Raw genomic sequence first — 22738 nt, forward strand, 5'->3', positions numbered from 1 at the left:
TAATATTAAAGGTTTATTACTGCTTATAAATAATGGAAATTTAGCTAATGCACTAATGCGTCTTTGATATAAAATAGAGAAAGAACACTATATTCGAGTATTTGAAAATATAAATAAAAGTATAAAAATATTCTGACAAATGGCGTAAAAATTAAAGATGATTATACTTCTTTTTCAAAAAAATAAAATCTATTCAAACTCAAATGTATAAAAAATAAATGGTTTAAAAGTGTTATATGAGAAGAAAGAAATTGTGAAATGCGATCTATCTTTAAAAAATTAAAATGTTAAGTTAGTAGATTGATTAAGATACGATACGGAAATATTTTTTACTCCCTAAAAATTTGAAGACAAGTTATTGGAGGAAATTAGATTCTGTAACTTTATAGAAGTTATATCAAACAATTTTTAAATATTTATCAAAATTAGAAAAATGAGTATTTTATTATTTCAAAAAACAATTTAAGAATTAAAAAATTTATTGAAAAAAAGACTAAAAACACTAAAGTATAAGCATACATAAAACTTATTTTTTTTGTATATTAGATGTGGGTTATATATTTTGATCTTTCATTATAAAAAATTTATATCTAAAAAATATTTAAAATTGATAAGGCGTTTATAAAAATACAAAGTTAGTACGAAAGTAATTTCTTATTTAAAAGCTGGTGTTTTTATAAAATAAAATTTTAAATTTTTCTGATTTTTTATTATAGAAATAATTTTTTATAAATCTTCTAAATTTATTCATGATTATTATTTTAAAACTAGAGTCAATCAACAATTTAAGTTTTTTATAAAAAATTACTTTATTTTAAAAGTTATATAAAGAAAGTTATATTGCTCATTCTTAAATGAATTCAACACATTTGAGATCTAAATTCTAAAAGATAAATAAAAAAAGATAAAAATCATAAACACTCATATTTTCTTTAAAAAATTAAATATATGAAATACATGTTAAATTTTTTTTGATAATTTTTGATAAAAAATTTAAAAAATTTTTAATAAAAAAAAGATAGAACTTACATTTTTTTATTAAAAAATCTATTAGTTATCTTTTTTATAAAAAAGTTTTGTTCTAATATCTGTTACTGTAAAAAATAAATTGTTCATCTAGCATGTAATAATTAAAAAATAAAGGAAATAAAACTATAATATGTATTTATAAAAAATAGTATCTCAGATTTAAAAGAAGAATTTTTTTAGTTTTTAGTTGTCAAAAAATAGTTTATTTTTAAAAAAATAAATAACATATTGAATTGAATTAAAACTTTTAAAAAATCATATATTACTATATGCACTTATTTTTTCAGTCATTAATCTAATAAATTTTGGATTACTTGCAAATTTGGCAGTGTTAAAATTATTATATTCCAAACTTTTTTGAAAATTGTTAACTAAACAACCAGACTCTATTAATTGAAGCTTTCCAGCTATAAAATTATTTGGTTCTAAATTAAAGTGAAACAAACAGTCAATTTTTCCCGATGAAACGTAAGCTAAATCTAATACGGAAGAACCTGTACATCTAAAAGAAAACCCACATAAAAATAATTTTTTATATACTTCAATATATGATAAAGATTCATTATTTTTATAATAGGGTAAATTGATCGCAATTGTAGAAGATTCCAAAGCATTAGCATTGGTGCATCTAGTTCTATAACCGTTAAGTTGCGATCCTTGACCTTTTACAGCTGTAAATAAATCATTTCTTACAGGATCATATATTACTGAAATTTCTGTAATACCTTTTACTATAACTGCAATAGAAATACAAAAATGAGGTAAACGATTTATAAAATTTAATATTCCATCTAATTCGTTAACAATCCAATAAGTATTATTTTTATTTTTAAATTCTAAGTTAGTATTTTTATTTAAAATAATGTGACTTGGGTAAGATTTATGAATAATTTCATTAATCATTCGATATGTTTTATTTGTAACATTTTGAATGAAATTCTTCTTTTTTTCTGAATTTTCTTTAGTAAAATTTTGATTATCATAATTTTGAATAATAATATTTCCTCCTTTTCGAACTGCTCGAATAGCAATGTTGAGTATTGGATGCATTAAATTCTCCTAAAATTTTTTTAATTAAAACAAATATTTTTTATTTATGATTACTTAAAAATCATATCATAATTTAAACATTTTGAATATTTTTTAATCATGATAATTTTTTGATCTTTAAATTTAATCAATGAAACACATTTCATTTTTTAAAAAGATTAATTTAAAAATAATTTTATATGTGATACTACTTTTTTATGCTATACAAGTTAAATACTTAAAATTTTTTATATTCACAAATAAGGTATGTGAATGAATCAGAATATTAATATATTAAATAATTTAAACCCTAAGATTAATTTGTTAGATTTAAACTATGCAGAAATGCAAGATTTTATTGTTTCATTAGGAGCTAAAAAATTTTCGGCCCAACAAATTATGAGATGGATTTATAAACATAATTGTAGTGATTTTGATCAGATGTTAAATTTAAAAAAAACGATTAGAAACGAACTAAAAAAAGAATCTTACATATTTTCACCAAAATTTACAGAAGAACAAATTTCTAATGACGGCACAATAAAATGGATAACTTCTCTTGGTGATCAAAAAATAGAAACAGTTTATATACCTGATAAAAAACGATCTACTATTTGCATCTCGTCTCAAGTAGGTTGTTCTTTAAAATGTAAATTTTGCGCTACTGGAGAAAAAGGATTCAACCGAAACTTGAAAGTATCTGAAATAATTTCTCAAGTGTGGGAGGCAAATAAAATATTAAAACAAAAAAAAATTGAAAAAAGTATTACTAATATAGTTTTTATGGGTATGGGTGAGCCACTATTAAATTTAAAAAATGTTGTGTCTGCATTAAAAATTATTTTAGACAAAAATGGTTTTAACTTATCTAAACATCGCGTTACTTTATCAACAGTTGGAATAGCACCTGCAATAGATAAATTAATTGATATGGTTGATATTGGATTAGCAATTTCTTTACATGCTCCAACTGACATTATTAGAAACTCAATTATCCCTATTAACAAAAAATATAACATTTCATTGTTCTTAAATTCAGTTTCTAGATATTTAAAAAAATCAAAAGCAAACAGAGGAGGCGTCACTATAGAATATGTAATGCTCAGTGGAGTTAACGATTCTAATAAAAATGCTTTTGAATTATCTAATATTTTAAAAAAAGTTCCTAGTAAAATAAATCTGATTCCATGGAATCCATTTTTGAATTCTTCTTTTACATGTAGCGATATTGAGAGAATTAATATTTTTGCTAATATTTTAAGAAAAAAAGGGTTTACTACAACTATCAGAAAAAATAGAGGACAGGATATTAACGCAGCTTGCGGTCAATTAACTGGAAATATTATAGCTCATATTAAAAATTAAATTATTTTAAAATATATTTTTAAAATAAATTATTTATTTTCTAAAAATTTATCAAATACTATTGATAGTGAGATTTTTTATCTATAGTATTGTTTTTACTTAAATTGTACGTAATTAAGAATATGAAAAAATATAAAGACATTTGCAAAAGAAATTCTAATCGTATTTACGTTGGGAAAGTCCCAATTGGAAATAATGCCCCTATTTCTGTTCAGTCAATGACTAACACTTCTACCGTAGATACAAAAAAAACTGTAAAACAAGTATTGGAATTAAATAAAGCAGGAGCAGATATTGTTCGAATTTCTATTCCTACATTTGAATCAGCAGAATCATTTAAAAAAATTAAAAAATTAGTAAATGTTCCATTAATAGCAGATGTACATTTTGATTATAGATTAGCTATTAAAGCAATAGAATATGGAGCAGATTGTTTAAGAATTAATCCTGGTAACATTGGTAATAAAAAAAGAATATTAGCAGTTATTAATTTTGCAAAAGATAAAAACGTACCAATTCGAATAGGGGTAAATTCAGGTTCGTTAGAAAAAGATATTTTAAAAAAATATACTAAACCTACTCCAAAAGCTTTAGTAGAATCAGCAATGAGGCATATTGAATATTTAGATTTTTTTAATTTTGATCAATTTAAAGTAAGTGTAAAATCATCAGATGTATTAATGTCCATTGAAGCGTATCGAATTCTTTCTAAAAAAATTCAACAACCACTGCACATTGGAATTACAGAGGCTGGTGGCTTGAGAAATGGAACAGTCAAATCAGCTATCGGTATTTCTACTTTGTTGTTAGAAGGTATTGGAGATACTTTAAGAGTATCGTTATCTGCTGATCCTGTGGAGGAAGTGAAAGTAGGATATGATATATTAAAAGCTTTGAATATTAGATTGAGAGGAATTAATTTTATTTCTTGTCCTACTTGCTCTAGACAAGAATTTGATGTAATTCGTACAGTTAATGTACTTGAAAAGAAAGTAGAAGATATTACAACTCCTATGAATGTTTCTATTATTGGATGTAATGTAAATGGAGTTGGAGAAGCCAAGAATACAGAATTAGGAATTACAGGATGTCATAAAAAAAGTGCATTTTATGAAAATGGAGTTAGACAGAAAGAAAAATTTAATAATGAAGATATTATAAAACAACTTGAACTAAAGATTCGAAACAAATCTAAAGAAATAGAGACGTTAAATCATTTCAAAAAAATATAATTATTAATAAGCAATCATTTATATTTTTATTTATTATAAAAATGAGAGAGCATAGTGGAAAAAAATATAAGTTTAATTAGAGGAATGCACGATTACCTTCCAGAAGAATTAAAACTTTGGCAACAAATAGAGGAAGTAATTAAAGAAACGCTCACTAATTATTGCTATTCAGAGATAAGACTGCCTTTGTTAGAAAAAACAAAAATATTTCAGAGAGCCATTGGTAGTGTAACAGATATAATAGAAAAGGAAATGTACTCTTTTAAAGATCGAAAAGGAAATAGTTTGACACTGCGTCCTGAAGGAACTGTAGGTTGTTTTCGTGCTATTATACAAAACAATTTAATACATGAACAAAAAAAAAATTTTGGTATTTGGGGCCAATGTTTAGATATGAAAGACCACAAAAAGGAAGATATCGTCAATTTTATCAATTAGGAGCTGAAGTATTTGGAATTGAAAATACAGGTATTGATTTGGAAATTATTATCTTGAATCATCGATTATGGAAACTACTTGGAATCAATTCACATTTAACTTTAGAAATTAATTCAATTGGGTCTCAAAAAAATCGTGTTAAATATAAACAGAAATTAATTTCTTTTTTAGAAAATTACCGAAATGTATTAGATGAAGAATCTAAAAAACGTTTGTATATTAATCCTTTTCGAATTTTAGATTCTAAAAATCAAAACATTCAAAAAATATTGAAAAATGCACCATTATTAAGTGAATTCATTGATGCTTCTTCAAGAAAAAATTTTGAAGATTTATGTAAAATGATTAGTTCATTAGGAATAAAATATCGATATAATCAAAATTTAGTTAGAGGATTAGATTATTACAACAATACTGTTTTTGAATGGAAAAGTGATGATGAAAGTTCTCAAAATACTATTTGCGCTGGAGGACGATATGACTTTTTATCAGAAGAAATAGGAGGAAAAAAAACTTATGCGATGGGATTTGCAATAGGAATGGAGCGATTAGTTTTAATGGTTAGATCTTTAAGTACTTTTTTCAAGAAAACGGAAGAAATTAACATTTATATTATTCCTATAGAAGATCATAACAAATTTTATGCGATCAAAATCTCTGAAGAAATAAGAAATTTGTATCCAAAACTGAAAATATTTATTAATTTTCTTAATATTAATATTAAAAAAAAGATTAAAAATGCAATTAATCTTTCAGCTCGAATTATTATTTTTATAGGAAACAATGAAATAAAAAAATCATATTTTTTAGTTAAAGATTTAAAAGAAAAGAAAGAATACCGTTTTTCAAAAAATGAGTTAATGATTTACATTAAAAAAATTTTTTTAAAAATAAAATTAAATAAAAATTTATGAGGAATGAAAATGATTAAGAATAAAAAATTTTCAGAATATGATCCAGAACTGTGGAAAGCTATAAAGAACGAAAATATAAGACAAGAAAATCACATTGAATTAATTGCCTCTGAAAATTACACCAGTAATTATGTTATGCATGTTCAAGGATCTCAATTAACGAACAAATACGCTGAAGGTTATCCAGGAAAGCGTTATTATGGTGGCTGTAAATATGTAGATATCATAGAAACATTAGCAATTGATCGTGCAAAAAAATTGTTTAATGCTGATTATGCCAATGTTCAACCACATTCCGGATCTCAAGCAAATTTCTCAGTTTACACAGCTCTATTAAAACCAGGTGATACAATATTAGGTCTCAAATTATCTCATGGCGGACACTTAACACATGGTTCTTCTGTAAATTTTTCTGGAAAAATGTACAATGTTATTTCATATGGAGTCAATAAAAAAGGTGAAATAGATTATGAAGAATTATCGTATTTATCTAAGAAACACAAGCCTAAATTAATTGTTGGCGGTTTTTCAGCGTATTCAGGAATATGTGATTGGAAACAAATGCGTGATATTGCAGATCAAATAAATGCTTATTTGCTAGTAGACATGGCACATGTTGCAGGATTAGTGGCGGCTGGTATTTATCCTAATCCAATTTATTATGCCCATGTTGTGACTAGCACCACTCATAAAACTCTTGCTGGACCTCGTGGAGGTCTTATTTTATCTAAAAACGAAAATGATGCATTTTATAAAAAATTGGATTTTTCAGTTTTTCCAGGATCTCAAGGAGGTCCTTTAATGCATGTTATTGCAGGAAAAGCAATTGCATTTAAAGAAGCTCTAGAACCTAGTTTTAAGATATATCAACAACAAATAGTAAAAAATTCTCAAACTATGGTTCAAGTTTTTTTAAAGAATGGTTACAAAATAGTCTCTGGAAAAACTTTAAACCATTTATTTTTAATTAATTTATCTGATAAAAGTTTAACTGGAAAAGATGCAGATTTAGCATTGAGCAAAGCAAATATCACAGTAAACAAAAATACTATTCCTGACGATTTAAATAGTTCATTTATCACTTCAGGAATAAGAATTGGCACTCCTGCTGTTACTAAAAGAGGATTTAAAGAATTAGAAGTCTCTCAGGTAGCAAATTGGATAATTAGCATTTTAAATGATGTCAAAAATAAAGATAATATTTTAAATATAAAAAATAAAGTGCTAAGTCTTTGTTTAAATTATCCTGTCTACAATTAATAAAAAATTTTAAATATTTTATTTATTCAGGTAACTTTATTTTTATCTTTTTTATATTGATATTATGTGTATATTTAAAATAAGGAATTATTCCTAATAGTGGAGATTTTATATAACTTAACAAAGTATGAATGTAATATGAAGTGTATTTGTATTGAAAAAACAAATTATTAGCAATCCAGCCACCACATATTAATTTATTAGATAAAATTGCTCTTTCGGTTAAAATTGCATGATTAATACATCCTAATTTAATTCCTACAATTAAAATTACTATTAATTTTTCTTCTTTGACCCAATCAGCAAAAGTATCTTTATAAGATAGTGGGGTATACCATCCGCCAGCTCCTTCTACTAAGATCCAATTAGCTTTGTGAGAGATTTTTTTTAAACCTAAAGAAAGATGTTTTTTTGTAATTTTTTTTCCTTTTAATTGACTTAATATATGAGGAGGTGCATTTTCAGAAAATAAAATAGGATTTACTGATTCATATTCCAATGATATTGAACTGTTATTTTTTAAGATAATAGCATCATTATTTAAAAATTTGCTTTTTTTGTTTATACTGCTTGAGGCTACTGGTTTATAGCCTACAGTTTGATATCCAGCTTCATTTGCTTTTTTTAATAAAATGCCGCTGACTATTGTTTTTCCAACATTAGTATCTGTGCCTGTAATAAAAAATTTTTTTGGAACAATAGTGTTATTTTTCATAATATTTTTTATTTTATTTTCTTAAATATATTTAATTTTATTTATATATTAAAAACAAAATTAGTTTAATGTTAATATGTTTTTTAAAAATAGAAATTATTTAACAAGAATCTCAAAATAAATATTAATTTAATTTTTAGACGAATTAAATGATTATATTTCTAAAAAACATATTAAGTATTTTTTATAAAACAATTATCTAATTTTACAAATTGAATTATATTTACTTTCAAAACATATATTAAAAAATTATTTTGATGCTTTGTAGTATTGATTTTGGTTTATTTTAATTTCATTAAAAAGATTATAATTTTTATTTTTTTGAGGATTTAAATTTTTTTTTATTTCAGCATTTAAATTTAATTTTTTAAATAATATCATATCTTTTTCTTTTTCTGGATTTTTTGAAGTTAGTAATTTGCACCCATAAAAAATTGAATTAGCTCCAGCCATAAAGCACATAGCTTGAGTTTGATCGTTCATACTATAACGACCGGCAGACAATCTGATATAAGACTTTGGCATCATAATACGAGCAACTGCAATAACTCTTATAAAATCAAAGGGATCTGTATCTATATTTTTTTCCATAGGAGTTCCTGAAACTTTGACTAACAGATTGATTGGTACACTTTCTGGAGGAAAATTTAAATTAGAAAGTTCCATTAATAATTCCATTCGGTCTTGAATTTTTTCCCCTAAACCAATGATACCTCCAGAACAAACCTTCATACCAGCATTACGTATGTTTTTTAAAGTGTTTAATCGTTCTTGATACGTACGAGTAGTGACAATATTATTATAAAAACTAGAAGATGTATCTAAATTATGATTATAAAAATCTAATCCCGCATCAGCTAGCGTTTTAGCTTGTGAATCACTCAACATCCCTAAAGTCATACACGTTTCCATTCCCATAGATTTAATTTTTTTAATAATCATTTTTAAATAAGGCATATCTTTTTCTTTAGGATTTTTCCAAGCAGCTCCCATACAAAATCGAGTAGAACCTGAAGATTTTGCTTGTTTCGCGGCATTAACAATTTGATCAATTTCCAGTAATTTTTCTTTTTTTATGTTTGTTTTATACCGAGAACTTTGAGGGCAATATTTGCAATCTTCTGGACATGCGCCAGTTTTAATAGATAATAGTGTGCTAATTTGTATTTGATTTGGATCAAAATGTTTTCTATGTTGTTCTTGCGCTTGAAACATAAGATCAAAAAAAGGCTTTTTAAAAAGAGCATGTGTTTTATTTAAAGTCCATTGATTTTTCATATTATCTCCAAATAATCATGATTTTATTTCATTTAAAGTTTATAATGATTTATTCGACATTTTTATATTATAAATAATAATGAGTCAATCTAATATATTTTTTGACCGAAAGCACATTTGGCACCCTTATTCATCAATGGTGAAACCCCTTCCTTGCTATATTATTAAATCCGCTAAAGGGGTTTATTTAAAATTAAAGCATGGAAGTAGTATAATAGATGGCATGTCTTCATGGTGGTCAACTATACATGGCTATAATCATCCAATTTTAAATAATGCTTTAAAGAATCAAATAAAAAAAATGTCTCATATCATGTTTGGTGGTATTACCCATCCTTCAGCCATTTCGCTTTGTCGTAAATTAATTTCTTTAACACCGAAAAAATTAGACTGTGTTTTTTTATCTGATTCAGGATCAGTAGCTATTGAAGTAGCAATAAAAATGTTAATACAATATTGGCGATCTTTAGGTCAAAAGAGAAAATTATTTTTAACCATACGTGATGGTTATCATGGTGATACCTTTGCTGCAATGTCAATTTCAGATCCTAAAAATTCTATTCATAGAATATATCATAATTTTTTACCAAAAAACTTATTTGCTAAATCACCTATTTCTGCTTTTAATAAAACGTGGAATTCTAATGATTTAATATCTTTTAAATATTTAATAGAAAAAAATTCATCCAAAATAGCAGGTGTTATATTAGAACCTATAGTTCAAGGTGTTGGAGGAATGAATTTTTATCATCCCAATTATTTAAAAAAAATAAAAATTTTATGTGATTATTATCATATTCCAATAGTTTTTGATGAAATTGCAACTGGTTTTGGTCGAACAGGAAAACTGTTTGCTTTTGAGCATGCAAATGTTATACCAGATATACTATGTTTAGGAAAAGCAATTACGGGAGGAACTATTACTTTAGCTGCTACTTTAACGTCAAGAAAAATAGCAAACATTATTAGTGAAAGTAAAATAGGGTGCTTTATGCATGGTCCAACTTATATGGCAAATCCATTGGCTTGTGCAGTAGCGAATGCTAATATAAAAATGATTCAAACAAATAAATGGAAGATTCAGGTATCTAACATCGAAAAACAATTATGTGACTCTTTACTTCCACTAATAAGTCATCCTCGAGTTATTGACGCTCGCGTTTTAGGAGCTATCGGAGTAATTGAATGCTCCAAGCTCATTAATATAGCTATGATACAAAAGTTTTTTGTAAAAAAAGGCGTATGGATTAGACCATTTAAAAAACTGATTTATATTGTTCCACCTTATATTATTAATTCAAATCAACTTAAGATGCTTACAGACGCTATATCTGTTGCTTTAAATAATAGCGCATTTTTTATATAAACATTTTAACATTTTTGTTCATTTATATAAACCCATAATGGCCCTTTACTTGTTGTGTATGTATTTAATTTTTCAAGTTCTCCGGTGTTAGAAGATATATGATATACAGTACATGTATTAGAAATTTGACTAGCTACTATTAAATACTTATCAGTAGGATTAATGCAAAAACTGCGAGGCTGCTTCTTTGTTTTGTAATATCTAAAAAAAGTTATCTGACAATTATTACTAGTATCAACATGAAACAATGAAATAATATTTAAAATACGATCAGACACATATAAAAAACGGCCACATGAAGTTAAGTGAATATCAGAAGACCAATACATTTTTGAGGAATAATTTGGTAAAATATTAATATTTTGTATGTTTTTTATTGTTACTTTATAACTTTTTTTATTTATGTACCATACATCGATAGTTCCATTCAATTCGTTGATTGTATAAAAAACATCTTGATTAGGATGAAAACAAATATGACGAGGTCCTGATTTTTTTAACGTTCTCATTAAAATTTGTTCTGTATTTCTTAGTATTCCAAATTCAGTCAGTTCATATAAATAAATGCAATCTTCTTTAAGGGCTGTGACAAATAACATGTTGTACTTGTAATTCATTTCAGATGCGTGACAACCTTGTATATCATATATGATTTGAATTGGTTTTTTAGGAATATTAAATTGATCTAACTGACTAACGCTGATACAATTTGAATTGTATGAACTACAAAATAAAAACTCTTTTTTTTCATCAAAAGCAATATAATTTGGGTTTCCAGGTAAAAAACTTTCATTATTTTTTTTTAAACAACCATTTTTATCTATATCATATATAATAATTCGATTTTTAGGTCGAATTCCAGCGTATAACAAATTTTTATTTTTAATAATAGATATGGGTTGAACTTCTCCATCAGTTTTTACTTTTTGTATAAAATTCATTTCTCCATTTTTATTTAAATTCCATACGTCTATTCCATGACTTTTTGGAGCGGAAATATAAACAGTATGTTTCATATGCAGTCTCTTTTAATAAATTATTTTTAATTTAAAAATATTTTGAAAACACTAAAAATTTTGGTATAATATTAAATATTAATTTTTTTTATTTTAATAAAATATTAAAAAATTATTTATTCAATATAAGATTTTTTTTGATATTTTTTAACAATTGAGTAATCCAATTAATTCGTAAATAATCATCTTTCAAAACCTGAATAAATCTCAACTTTGTTGGACCTTCCATTTTCCAATGATTTGGATTTTTTTGAAATATGTTCAAAAGATATTTAATGTTTATTAAATTATTAGCACGAAATTTTAAAATTCCTCCATTTTTATTTAATTTTATCGATTTAATACCAATTTCTTGCGACATTAATCGAAGATGAGCAATTAAAATCAAATTTTCAGCGATTTTTGGCAATTTTCCAAATGCATTCTCTAATTGATATTTAATCTTTTTTAATTCTTTTTCATTTTCAACAACTGCAATTTTTTTATAAAAACATAATCTTGTATTAATATCTAAAACATAACTATCAGGTAAAAAAGAAGGAACACACAATTCGATTTTAGGTTTTTCTTTAAATAGTTCGTCTAATGATAAGTATTTTCTTTTTTTTAACGAATGAATCGAACGTTTTAGTAGTTTCATATATAACGAGTAACCTATATTGTTTATATGTCCGCTTTGTTCTTTACCTAAAAGTTCACCTACTCCTCTAATTTCTAAGTCTCTATTAGATAAATGTAATCCTGATGAAAGATGATTATTTGATGAAATAGCTTCTAGTCTTTGTTTTGCTTCTGACGTAGCATATTTAATATCATTTACAAAAAACCAAGCATAAGCTTGATAATTTGATCTTCCAACTCTTCCTCGAAGTTGATGCAACTGAGATAAACCAAAATGATCTGCATTTTCAACAATAATTGTATTAACTCTTGGTATATCAATTCCACTTTCAATAATTGTAGTACAAACTAAAACATTAAATTGATTATAATAAAAGTCATTCATAATTTTTTTTAATTGTACTTTATTCATTTGTCCATGTGCTATTTCAATAGTAGCTTCAGGAATTAAAATTTTTAATTTTCTGGCAATTTGGTTGATTTTTCTAACTTTATTATATACATAATAAACTTGTCCGCCTCTTGATATTTCAAATAGAATAGATTTTCTAACTAAGATAGAACTATATTGTTGAACAAAAGTTTTAATTGTTAGTCTTTCAGAGGGCGGATGTGCTATAATTGACAATTTTTTTATACCTATCATAGCCATATTTAAAGTTCTTGGTATAGGTGTAGCTGTTAAAGTTAACGTATCAACATTTGAATGCAATTTTTTAATTATTTCTTTATGGTTGACACCAAATCTGTGTTCTTCATCGATAATTAATAAACCTAAATCGTACCAATTTATATTTTTCAATAACAGTTTATGAGTACCTATTAAAATGTTAATTTTTCCTTTTTCAACATTCCTTAATATTAAACTTTGTTCTTTTTGAGTTCTAAATCGAGATAGTATGTCAATAATATAAGGCCATCTAGAAAAGCGTTTTTTAAAATTGCTAAAATGCTGTTGAGCTAATAAAGTTGTAGGTACTAAGATAGCTACTTGTTTATGATTTAAAACAGATAAAAAAGATGCTCTCATAGCAACTTCTGTTTTTCCAAATCCTACATCACCACAAACTAAACGATCCATAGGGGTGCGTTTATACATATCTTCTAGGACTGATGTAATGACTTTTTTTTGATCTGGCGTTGTGTTAAATGGAAAATCTTTACAAAAAAGATTATATTTTTTTTCTTTTTTTTGAAATGAAAATCCTTTTTGAGACTTTCTTTTAGAGTAAATATCTAATAATTTTGCTGCATAATCACATAAGTGTTTACTAATTTTCTTTTTTTCTTTTTTCCACGATTCTCCACCTAATCTGTGAAGTGGAGCATTATTTTTTTGAGTTCCAGTATAAGGAGATACAAGGTGGAGATATGAAATAGGAAGATACAATTTATTTTCTTCTGCATATAATATAACTAAGTATTCAGATTGTACTCCATCTGTTTCTATAGTAATTAGTCCTTGGTATCTTCCAATACCATGATCAATGTGCACAACCGGATCGTTAAAATTTAATTGAGATAAATTTTCATTAAGTATATCATTATATTTGTTTTCAATATCTATAATACACCTGATATTGTTTTCTTTTTTACCATCTTCTAACATAGATAACAAATCTCTTTCGGAGATCAATAAAAAATTATTTTTTATCTAACATCTCTGTATAAAATTTTTAATATTTTTTATAAAATATTTACTTTAAAGAATTCAAAATTTTTTAATTTAATAATTTAAAATTTAGCAATCCTGATATTAAAATTAATAAAATATACACTTTCTATTAAAATAAAAAAATTTAATCTATCAGAATAAATCTAAATCTTTTAAAAGAGGGTTTTGAATTAGTTTAGCAGTATTTTTTTATTATTTTTTATTGATTTTTTAACATAAAATTTTATAATTCTTTTAAGAAGTAACATTTTTTAAAATGGTTAACAACGTTTGTATTTTACTTTTTTAAATCACTCAGTAGCACTTATTTTTATAATATATTAACTTTTTTATTCTAATGAGTTTTTATAAAAATATGCAAAATGCACTTTCAAAATAAAGATTTAAATAGAGACAATCATTTTTATAGTGAAGAAGATTGCATGAAAATAAAAAATATAAGATAGAATAATTTTTTATTTTTAAAAATATAATTAAATAAAAAGTATTTAGTTTATAAATATTAAAATTTGGTTATTTGTAAAATTGTTATTAACTTTTTTTAATTATTATTAATATTAAATTTATCACGGTAGTATTTAATCACATTAATTTCTTTTTTGAAACGAATATTTTAAATGTTTTTATAAATATAATGATTATATTATTTTTTTTTGAAGAATTTTTCTGTTTTTAAACAGTAATTTTATGTTGTTTAACATAAATTTTTTTTATCTGTTATAATATATAAAATTAAAATTCTTTTTTTTTAAAGATCATATAAATCATTAAGATAATGCCTATGTATCATCCTATTTTTCTTTTTGTTAGCTTACGATATTTATGGAATTTTCAAGCTCTTAAATTTAAAAAAATTGTGATTTTTTTATCAATTATAGGAATTTCTATTAGTACATGTCTAATGATTGTCATTAATTCTATAATGAATGGTTTTCAACACCATTTTGAAAAAAATATTTTATCTTTCATTCCTCATGTAATCATTACTAATCAAAAAAATAATATTAGTGAATCAAAATTTCCTAAAGAAATTTTAAAAATAAGAAACATTAAAAAAATTTCAAGTTTTATTAGAGAAGAAGCAATTGTAAAAAGCCTTAAAGAAATAACTATTGGAGAAGTTATTGGAATTGATACAAGTAATTACACTGATGTCAGTGATTATAATATAAAAAATATTTTATTTAAACTTCGATCAGAAAAAAACTATGCAATTATAGGTAAAGCATTATCTAAACAACTACATGTAAATATTGGTGACAAAATTAATTTAGTTGTACCTTATAACATGACATCAAATTTTTTAAGACAATTTTCTAGAAAGTTTCATTTTGAAATAAAAGATATTTTTGTAACTCATAACGATGTAGATTATTACCAAATATTCATAAACAAAAAAAAAGCTACAAAATTATTTCACTATAAAAAAAATTATATTACTGGTTGGAGATTATGGTTAAAAAATCCTTTATCTTTAAATGTTCAAGAAATTAAAAAACTAAGTAATCACTTAAGGGTAATAGATTGGAGAGAAAAAAAAGGAGAACTATTTTTAGTGATTCAAATTGAAAAATATATCATGCTTTTTTTATGTATTTTAATTTTTTTAGTATCTAGTTTAAATATTATTATTACAGTTACTACCTACTGCATAGAAAAACAAAAAACAATTTTAATCTTAAAATCTCAAGGTCTTTCCAGCTGGAAAACAATTTTAATATTTGTTACAATAGGATTTTTGATTTCTTTAATTGGAAATTTTTTAGGAACAATGACAAGTATCATATTAATTAAACAAAAATTTTTTTTAAAATATTGTATGAATATACTGTTTAGTGATATAAATGTTCCCATTATAATACAACCATTAGACGTTCTTTTTATTAATTCGATTTCTATACTGTTAACTATTTCCTCGATTCTATATGTAGTCTTAAAAACTGTTCAATCGACGCCAAATAATATTTTATTACATGAACAATAGTTTTAAATTACAGTGCATTAATTTAACTAAATCTTATAAAGATGGAGATTTAGTACGATATATATTAAACAATATATCTTTTAAATTAAATAAAGGAGATTTAGTCGCAATAACTGGTGTTTCTGGTTCTGGAAAAAGCACTTTTTTAAATTTACTTGGGGGGTTAGATAAACCTACTTCTGGAGATGTTTTGTTTGAAAATAAGTTATTTAGAGAAATGTCTTCTAATGAAATGGCAAAGTTTAGAAATCTATCAGTAGGATTTATTCATCAATTTCATCATTTACTTTTAGATTTCAACGTCATTGAAAATGTTGCTATGCCAATGCTAATAGGAAAAAAAAATATAAAATATGCCAAAGATAAATCGTACGAAATTTTAAAAAAAGTTAAATTAGAAAAAAAATATAAAAAATATCCATCACAGTTGTCAGGAGGAGAAAGGCAACGTGTTGCTATTGCTCGAGCGCTGATTAATAATCCATCTATAGTACTTGCAGATGAACCAACTGGATACTTAGACAAATATCATTCAGATATTATTTTAAATTTAATATGTCAATTAAATAACGATCTTAAAACTTCTTTTATAATTGTAACACATGATTTTTCTTTAATAAAAAAAATTCCTATTTTATTAGAAATAAAAAATAGTCAATTATTTTTAATGTAATTTTTAATTAAAATAAAAAAATATGCAATGAACTTTTTATCCTGCTTTATCGCTAAACGATTGCATGTTATTAAAAACAAACATTCTGAGATTTCATTTATTTATATCTTATCCAACATTGGAATGTCTATTAGTGTGTTTGCATTAATCATGAGTTTTAGCGCTTTAAATGGTTTTCAAGAATTAATTAACGAAAAAATTTTATCAAACTTACCACATGGCATTGTAAAATTAACTTCAAAACCTACTTTCCAGTGGTCAAAAAAAATCAAAAAATTAAAATCTTTAAACGGAATTAAGCATGTAGAACCGTATATTTTAATAAATGGATTGTTAGAAAATAAAAATAAAATAAAAATTGTACAAATAAAAAGTTTTAGCAGTATAAAATACTTAAAAAAATATTTTTTTAATAAAAAAAAAATAAACAATTTTTTAAAATCTAATATTTTCAATATAAATTCAATACTTCTTTCTTCTGATTTAGCGGAATATTTTTCCATTAAAGAAGGTGAGACAATTAATTTGTTTTTTTTAAATCATACCAAAAACTTTGATTTATTTAGTTTGGAAAATATTTGTTTTAAAGTCCAATCCATATTTGATTCTAGTGGAGTCATAAATTCAAATATAGGTTTTGTCTACATTAAAAATTTCCAAAAATTATTTCATAAACACGATATTACTGAAATTGAATTTCAAATATCGAATCCATTTGAAGCAAATAAAATAATTCTTAATGCAGTCAAACAAATAAATACTAGAGCTTTAATATATACTTGGATGAATAGTTATAAAAATATATATCATGATATAAATATGATTAAAAAAATAGTATATATTTCAGTTTTTTTAATAGTGATTATTTCATGTTTTAGTATCTCTTCTTTTTCTTTAATGTCTATATCTAAAAAAACAAGAGAAATTGCTATACTAAGAAGCATAGGTGCAAATAATCTTTTAATTCGACTAATTTTTTTGTATCATGGATTGCGTCTTATCATAATAGGAAATTTAATAGGAATATCTACCAGCACGGTTATAATTTTAAATTTCGTAAAAATAAAAGATTTTTTAGTAATTAACTTGAACTATAAAATATTTTTAGATAATTCATATTTTATAAATTTTTTCTTATTAAAAATAAATTATATAGATGTTATCCAAACTTTTGCACTGACTCTTATTATAGGAATTTTAACAAACTTATATCCATTATACTCTGCTTCAAATATTAATCCAATCGAGATATTGAAAGAATATTGATATTGAAAAATAATTTAAATAAAACATATAAATTTAAAAATCATTATGTATAATTTTGTAAATTCACTGTATTTTTTGAAATGGTAAAAATATGATTATTAAAGTAGGTATTAATGGATTTGGACGAATCGGACGTGTATTATTTCGACTTGCTCAAAAACGTCAAGATATTGAAATCGTAGCAATTAATGATTTATTAAGTACTGAGTATATAGCTTACATGCTAAAATATGATTCAACGCATGGAGTCTTTAAAAAAAATATAATAATTAAAAAAAATCATCTCATTATAGATAGTAAAAAAATTAGAATTACTTCTATTAAAGATCCTGAAAAATTAATGTGGAAAGATTTATCAATTGACGTTGTAATTGAATCAACTGGTCTATTTTTAACAAGAGAAACGGCTTATAAACATATTGTATCAGGGGCTAAAAAAGTAGTTATTACAGGTCCTTCAAAAGATGATATTCCAATGTTTGTTCGAGGAGTTAACTTTGATAAGTACAAAGGAGAAGATATCGTATCTAATGCATCTTGCACTACTAACTGTTTAGCTCCTTTATCAAAAGTAATAGATGCTAAATTTGAAATTATTGAAGGATTAATGACTACAGTTCATGCAAGCACAGCTACTCAAAAAATTGTTGATGGAGCATCTTACAAAGACTGGAGAGGCGGAAGAGGAGCTCTTCAAAATATCATTCCATCTTCTACTGGAGCTGCAATTGCTGTAGGTAAAGTTTTACCTAGATTAAACGGAAAATTAACAGGAATAGCATTTCGAGTTCCAACGTCAAATATATCTGTTGTTGATTTGACTATTCGTTATAAAAAATCAGCATCATACAATGAAATATGTCAAGTTATCAAAAAAGCTTCCGAAGAAGAAATGAAAGGAATTTTAGGATATACAGAAGATGAAGTTGTATCAACGGATTTTAATGGTGAAGAATTAACTTCTATATTCGATTCTAAAGCAGGTTTATCTTTAAATAAAAATTTTGCAAAACTTGTTTCTTGGTATGATAATGAAACAGGTTATTCAAGTAAAGTTCTTGACTTAGTTACTTTAATAGCACCAAAAAATATACATACTAAATAAAAACGTATTTATGACGTTAATAAATGATTGAATAAAGCAGTATTAATTACAAACTTAATACTGCTTTTATACATTTTATTTGATGTAAGATAATATCTTCAAATTAATTCAAAAAAAATAATACTATTTCTTTACTACATCTACTTAAAGAAAAATAATATATTTTTAACATTATTAAAAATTATTGAAATATATCCTTTATTGAATTTATTTTCATTTCGACAAGAAATTAAATATGTGAATAAAAAAGAATAATTTATGAGTTTTCTAGTATATTCAAATTAAATGAATCAAAAAATATAGTTATAGAAGTAATATAAATTAAATAAATTACTATACAAAAAAACTTTTAAATTAATAATATTTAGATTCGAAATGCTGATTTCTATTTTAATAATAAAAAATAAAAAACTATTCTAATTTAAAACAAAAAATTCATATAAAATCCAAATATTTTTTCCTATAAAAAATATGTGAAACATTTAATTTGGCAGATGTTTGAATGATTAATTCCAGATATATTCTTTAACAAATTAAAATTACTTGACTTAAATATTATGTTGTTAATTAATTTAATTCAGTATATAAATACAAAATTTAATATAAAACATTTTAATAAAAATGTTATGCATTTTAATTATTTTTTTGAAAAACCCGATTTTTAATTAAAATAAGGAAGTATTTCTTCAATCCATTTTTTTACTCTACTTTCAGTTTTTTCTGATTGTCTATCTTCATCTAACGCTAATCCTAAAAAATATGATTTATTAAATAATGCTTTAGAAGAATCAAAATGGTATCCCTTTGTTGGCCATTTTCCGATTATAGTTGCTTTATTTTTTTTAACAATATTATAAACTTCTCTCATAGCGTCACAGAAATATTCACTGTAATCTTCCTGATCACCACATCCAAAAAATGCTACTTTTTTGTTTAAAAAATCTATTTTTTTAAGAGTTGGAAGAAAGTCATCCCAGTCGCATTGAACTTCTCCGTAATACCAAGTAGGAATTCCAAATATCAAAAATTTAAAATTTTCAATATCTTTTTGAGAAGAAGAAGCGATATCATATAAACACGATTTTTTTTCTCCAATATATTTGTTTATTAATTTTGCTATTTTTTCCGTGTTTCCAGTATCGCTTCCAAAAAAAACTCCTATTTTATTCATGTAAATTACCCATATAAAATCCACTATATGTGACAGATATAAAATTTTTATTAAAATATAAAAAAATTAAATAAATTAATAAATGTTAAAAATCTTATTTGATGTTACATAAAAATATTTTTTTAAACCAATTATAAAATGATATATTAAAATAGGTTATATAAAACTTATAAAATAAATTGTATAAAATTTTTGTTGATTAAAATTTAAAATTAAACTTTCAAAAAATTAGTATTTTTTAAGAATTATTACTATTAAAAAATACGATTTGTTTTTTAAATAATTTAATTTCTTTTAAATATATAAAAATAAAAATTTTATTTTAAATATTTTTATACATTAAAATAATCTATTACACTTAAAGAACGAGAAATATAAAATTTATGAAAAAAAATTTAGTTTGGTTTCGTAATGATCTTCGAGTATATGATAATACAGCTTTATATCAATCATGTAAATTTTATGAAGATAAAGTAATAGCTTTATTTATTGACACGCCTGAACAATGGAAAAACCATTTTATTTCACAAAAAAAAATATCATTTATGCATCATAATTTAATATCTTTAGAAGAAAAACTATCAGAAATAAATATTACTTTATACTACTATCAATCTACTACTTTTTTACAATCAATTAAATATTTAATTCATTTTTGTCATCAAAAAAAAATAAATAATTTATTTTATAATTATCAATATGAAATAAATGAACGTAATCGCGATTATATCGTTAAAAAAAAATTGTCTGAACAGGGCATTTTAGTAAAAGGATTTCACGATAGTATTTTAGTTCCTATTAATGATATAAAAAATAAGAAAAAAAACTCATATAAAAAATTTTCTATTTTTAATGAAAAAATTAAAAAATATCTTAAAAAAAATATTATTAGATGTTTACCTATTCCTATAAAAAGAAAAGATAAAGATAATGATGCTACATCATTTTTTAAATTTAAAAAATCAATTATAAAGTTTAATAAAAAAATTTTCCCAATTGGTGAGCAAGCGGCAGTAGAAAGATTAAAAAATTTCTTTAAATACAAAATAAATGATTACTCTTTTAACCGAAATATTCCTTCTTTAGATGGAACTAGCATGCTTTCTCCGTACTTATCTATTGGAATTATTTCATCTAGAAGATGTTTTTTTATGTTTTTGAAAAATAAAAACAGTAATCCACCAGACACTATTTATAATTCTTCCTGGTTTAATGAAATTATATGGCGTGAATTTTATTATCATTTATTAGTTAGTCATCCTAATTTGAGTAAATCTAAATCTATGAGCGAATGGGAAAATTTTATGAATTGGGAAAATAATTCTAATTATTTTGACGCTTGGAAAAATGGATGCACAGGTTTTCCGATCGTTGATGCTGGCATGAGACAACTTAAAGAAATAGGTTGGATGCATCCAAGATTAAGAATGATTACGTCTAGTTTTTTAGTAAAAAATCTTTTAATTGATTGGAGAAAAGGAGAAAAATATTTTATGTCTCAATTAATTGATGGTGATTTTGCTATTAACAACGGAGGGTGGCAATGGTGTTCTTCTTTTGGAACTGATTATGTTCCATATATTCGATTTTTTAATCCATTTCTACAGTCAAAAAAAATTGATAAATCAGGTAATTTTATAAAAAATTTTATTCCAGAATTAAATAATGTACCAAACAATTTTATTCACAATCCACATGAATGGTCAAATAAAAAAAAATGTTTTGTAAATTATCCTGATCCAATTGTGGATTACAATGATACAAAAAAAAAGTTTATGTTAATTTTCAATAAAGCTCAATTAGAATTTAAAAAACAGGTTTAAACATTTTATGAACAATTTTATTTTAGAAAAAATAATTGATAAAAAATTACATGTTAATAAATTTAAAGATAATGTTCCTAATGGATTACAAATTGAAGGGGATTCTAAAGTAAAAAAAATTATAACCGGTGTTACAGCATGTCAAAATTTATTAGAAAAAGCACTATCACATAATGCAAATACTGTCATGGTACATCATGGTTATTTTTGGAAAAATGAGTCAAAATATATACATAATATGCAAAGAAATAGATTAAAAACAATACTTTCTAATAACATTAATCTATATAGTTGGCATTTACCTTTAGATATTCATCCTAAATTAGGAAACAATGCTCAAATAGCCAAAAAATTAAATATCTCTATCAAGGGATATATTTTACCTCATGTGCCTTGGGGAGTTATACAAAATTCAATTACTGGTTATGAATTTGCAAGAAAAATAGAAAAAAAATATAAAAAATATCCAATATATTTAAATGATAACGCCCCGTCTTTGATTAATAAAATAGCCTGGTGCAGTGGAAAAGGACAGGGTTTTATCAAGGAAGCGTATAGATTTGGAATTGATGCGTTTTTAACAGGTGAAATTTCAGAAGAAACACTTCATATTTCTAGAGAATTAGGAATTCATTTTTTTGCTCTAGGTCATCATGCAACTGAAAAAGATGGAATTAAATCTCTGGGTAATTGGTTATTTAAAAAATATAATTTAGATGTAAATTTTATTGATATTTACAATCCTGCATAAATTTAAATTTTTAATATGCAAACAAAA

General features: G+C 24.0%; 16 protein-coding genes and 1 pseudogene. 11 read left to right on the forward strand and 6 right to left on the reverse strand.

Annotated elements, in window-relative coordinates:
- Positions 1 to 1284 precede the first annotated feature (1284 nt).
- On the reverse strand, positions 1285 to 2079 hold the full coding sequence (locus tag D9V75_RS01370) for an inositol monophosphatase family protein (RefSeq protein ID WP_158343521.1): 795 nt from the start codon (positions 2077 to 2079) through the stop codon (positions 1285 to 1287).
- Positions 2080 to 2331: 252 nt separating this feature from the next.
- Here D9V75_RS01370 and rlmN point away from each other — a divergent pair, with 252 nt between their 5' ends.
- The 4 genes and pseudogenes from rlmN (at position 2332) to glyA (ending at position 7267) form a co-directional block, all read left to right on the forward strand.
- Positions 2332 to 3423, forward strand: a complete 1092-nt coding sequence (gene rlmN / locus D9V75_RS01375; protein ID WP_158343523.1) for a 23S rRNA (adenine(2503)-C(2))-methyltransferase RlmN — start codon at positions 2332 to 2334, stop codon at positions 3421 to 3423.
- 122 nt (positions 3424 to 3545) lie between these two features.
- Entirely contained in the window at positions 3546 to 4655 is a 1110-nt protein-coding gene (ispG, locus tag D9V75_RS01380) for a flavodoxin-dependent (E)-4-hydroxy-3-methylbut-2-enyl-diphosphate synthase (protein ID WP_158343525.1), read from the forward strand.
- A 54-nt stretch (positions 4656 to 4709) separates the two neighbouring features.
- Positions 4710 to 6007: pseudogene (hisS, locus tag D9V75_RS01385) on the forward strand (histidine--tRNA ligase).
- A 3-nt stretch (positions 6008 to 6010) separates the two neighbouring features.
- Complete coding sequence (gene glyA / locus D9V75_RS01390) at positions 6011 to 7267, forward strand: serine hydroxymethyltransferase (RefSeq protein WP_315984339.1); 1257 nt, start codon at positions 6011 to 6013, stop codon at positions 7265 to 7267.
- A 22-nt stretch (positions 7268 to 7289) separates the two neighbouring features.
- Here glyA and bioD read toward each other — a convergent pair whose 3' ends face one another.
- Together bioD and bioB are read right to left on the reverse strand one after the other, a co-directional pair.
- Positions 7290 to 7982, reverse strand: coding sequence for a dethiobiotin synthase (gene bioD, locus D9V75_RS01395; RefSeq protein WP_158343528.1), 693 nt, complete (start codon positions 7980 to 7982; stop codon positions 7290 to 7292).
- Between the two features lie 249 nt (positions 7983 to 8231).
- The gene (bioB, locus tag D9V75_RS01400; protein WP_158343530.1) at positions 8232 to 9260 is read right to left on the reverse strand and encodes a biotin synthase BioB; all 1029 of its coding nucleotides are present in this window, start codon (positions 9258 to 9260) and stop codon (positions 8232 to 8234) included.
- A gap of 79 nt (positions 9261 to 9339) precedes the next feature.
- On the opposite strand from bioB, the gene bioA reads away from it, so the two are divergent.
- Complete coding sequence (gene bioA, locus D9V75_RS01405; protein WP_158343532.1) at positions 9340 to 10626, forward strand: adenosylmethionine--8-amino-7-oxononanoate transaminase; 1287 nt, start codon at positions 9340 to 9342, stop codon at positions 10624 to 10626.
- Between the two features lie 5 nt (positions 10627 to 10631).
- On the opposite strand, the gene pgl is transcribed toward bioA, so the two are convergent.
- Both pgl and mfd read right to left on the reverse strand, forming a co-directional pair.
- Positions 10632 to 11642: a 6-phosphogluconolactonase gene (gene pgl, locus D9V75_RS01410; RefSeq protein WP_158343533.1), complete on the reverse strand. Its 1011-nt coding sequence runs from the start codon at positions 11640 to 11642 to the stop codon at positions 10632 to 10634.
- A gap of 112 nt (positions 11643 to 11754) precedes the next feature.
- A complete protein-coding gene (mfd, locus tag D9V75_RS01415) occupies positions 11755 to 13872 on the reverse strand; it encodes a transcription-repair coupling factor (protein WP_158343535.1) in 2118 nt (705 codons plus the stop codon).
- An 847-nt stretch (positions 13873 to 14719) separates the two neighbouring features.
- Here mfd and D9V75_RS01420 point away from each other — a divergent pair.
- The 4 genes from D9V75_RS01420 to gap all read left to right on the forward strand — a co-directional run bounded on the left by D9V75_RS01420 (position 14720) and on the right by gap (position 18966).
- Complete coding sequence (locus D9V75_RS01420) at positions 14720 to 15922, forward strand: ABC transporter permease (RefSeq protein WP_187306299.1); 1203 nt, start codon at positions 14720 to 14722, stop codon at positions 15920 to 15922.
- Positions 15912 to 16595 carry a lipoprotein-releasing ABC transporter ATP-binding protein LolD gene (gene lolD / locus D9V75_RS01425; RefSeq protein WP_158343539.1) on the forward strand — a complete coding sequence of 228 codons (684 nt, stop codon included), beginning with the start codon at positions 15912 to 15914 and terminating at the stop codon, positions 16593 to 16595. The genes D9V75_RS01420 and lolD overlap by 11 nt, the downstream gene beginning before the upstream one ends.
- Positions 16596 to 16622: 27 nt before the next feature.
- Positions 16623 to 17861 carry an FtsX-like permease family protein gene (locus tag D9V75_RS01430; protein WP_158343541.1) on the forward strand — a complete coding sequence of 413 codons (1239 nt, stop codon included), beginning with the start codon at positions 16623 to 16625 and terminating at the stop codon, positions 17859 to 17861.
- A gap of 91 nt (positions 17862 to 17952) precedes the next feature.
- Positions 17953 to 18966 carry a type I glyceraldehyde-3-phosphate dehydrogenase gene (gap, locus tag D9V75_RS01435; protein ID WP_158343543.1) on the forward strand — a complete coding sequence of 338 codons (1014 nt, stop codon included), beginning with the start codon at positions 17953 to 17955 and terminating at the stop codon, positions 18964 to 18966.
- A gap of 661 nt (positions 18967 to 19627) precedes the next feature.
- Here gap and fldA read toward each other — a convergent pair.
- A complete protein-coding gene (gene fldA / locus D9V75_RS01440; RefSeq protein ID WP_158343545.1) occupies positions 19628 to 20137 on the reverse strand; it encodes a flavodoxin FldA in 510 nt (169 codons plus the stop codon).
- A 383-nt stretch (positions 20138 to 20520) separates the two neighbouring features.
- Between fldA and phrB the strand changes: the two genes are divergently transcribed.
- Complete coding sequence (phrB, locus tag D9V75_RS01445; protein ID WP_158343547.1) at positions 20521 to 21960, forward strand: deoxyribodipyrimidine photo-lyase; 1440 nt, start codon at positions 20521 to 20523, stop codon at positions 21958 to 21960.
- Between the two features lie 7 nt (positions 21961 to 21967).
- Positions 21968 to 22711 (forward strand): Nif3-like dinuclear metal center hexameric protein, encoded by a 744-nt coding sequence (locus D9V75_RS01450; RefSeq protein WP_158343549.1) that lies wholly within the window; start codon positions 21968 to 21970, stop codon positions 22709 to 22711.
- Positions 22712 to 22738: the final 27 nt, after the last annotated feature.

Source organism: Buchnera aphidicola (Muscaphis stroyani) (assembly GCF_005080865.1).
GTDB classification, from domain to species: Bacteria; Pseudomonadota; Gammaproteobacteria; order Enterobacterales; family Enterobacteriaceae; genus Buchnera; species Buchnera aphidicola_AG.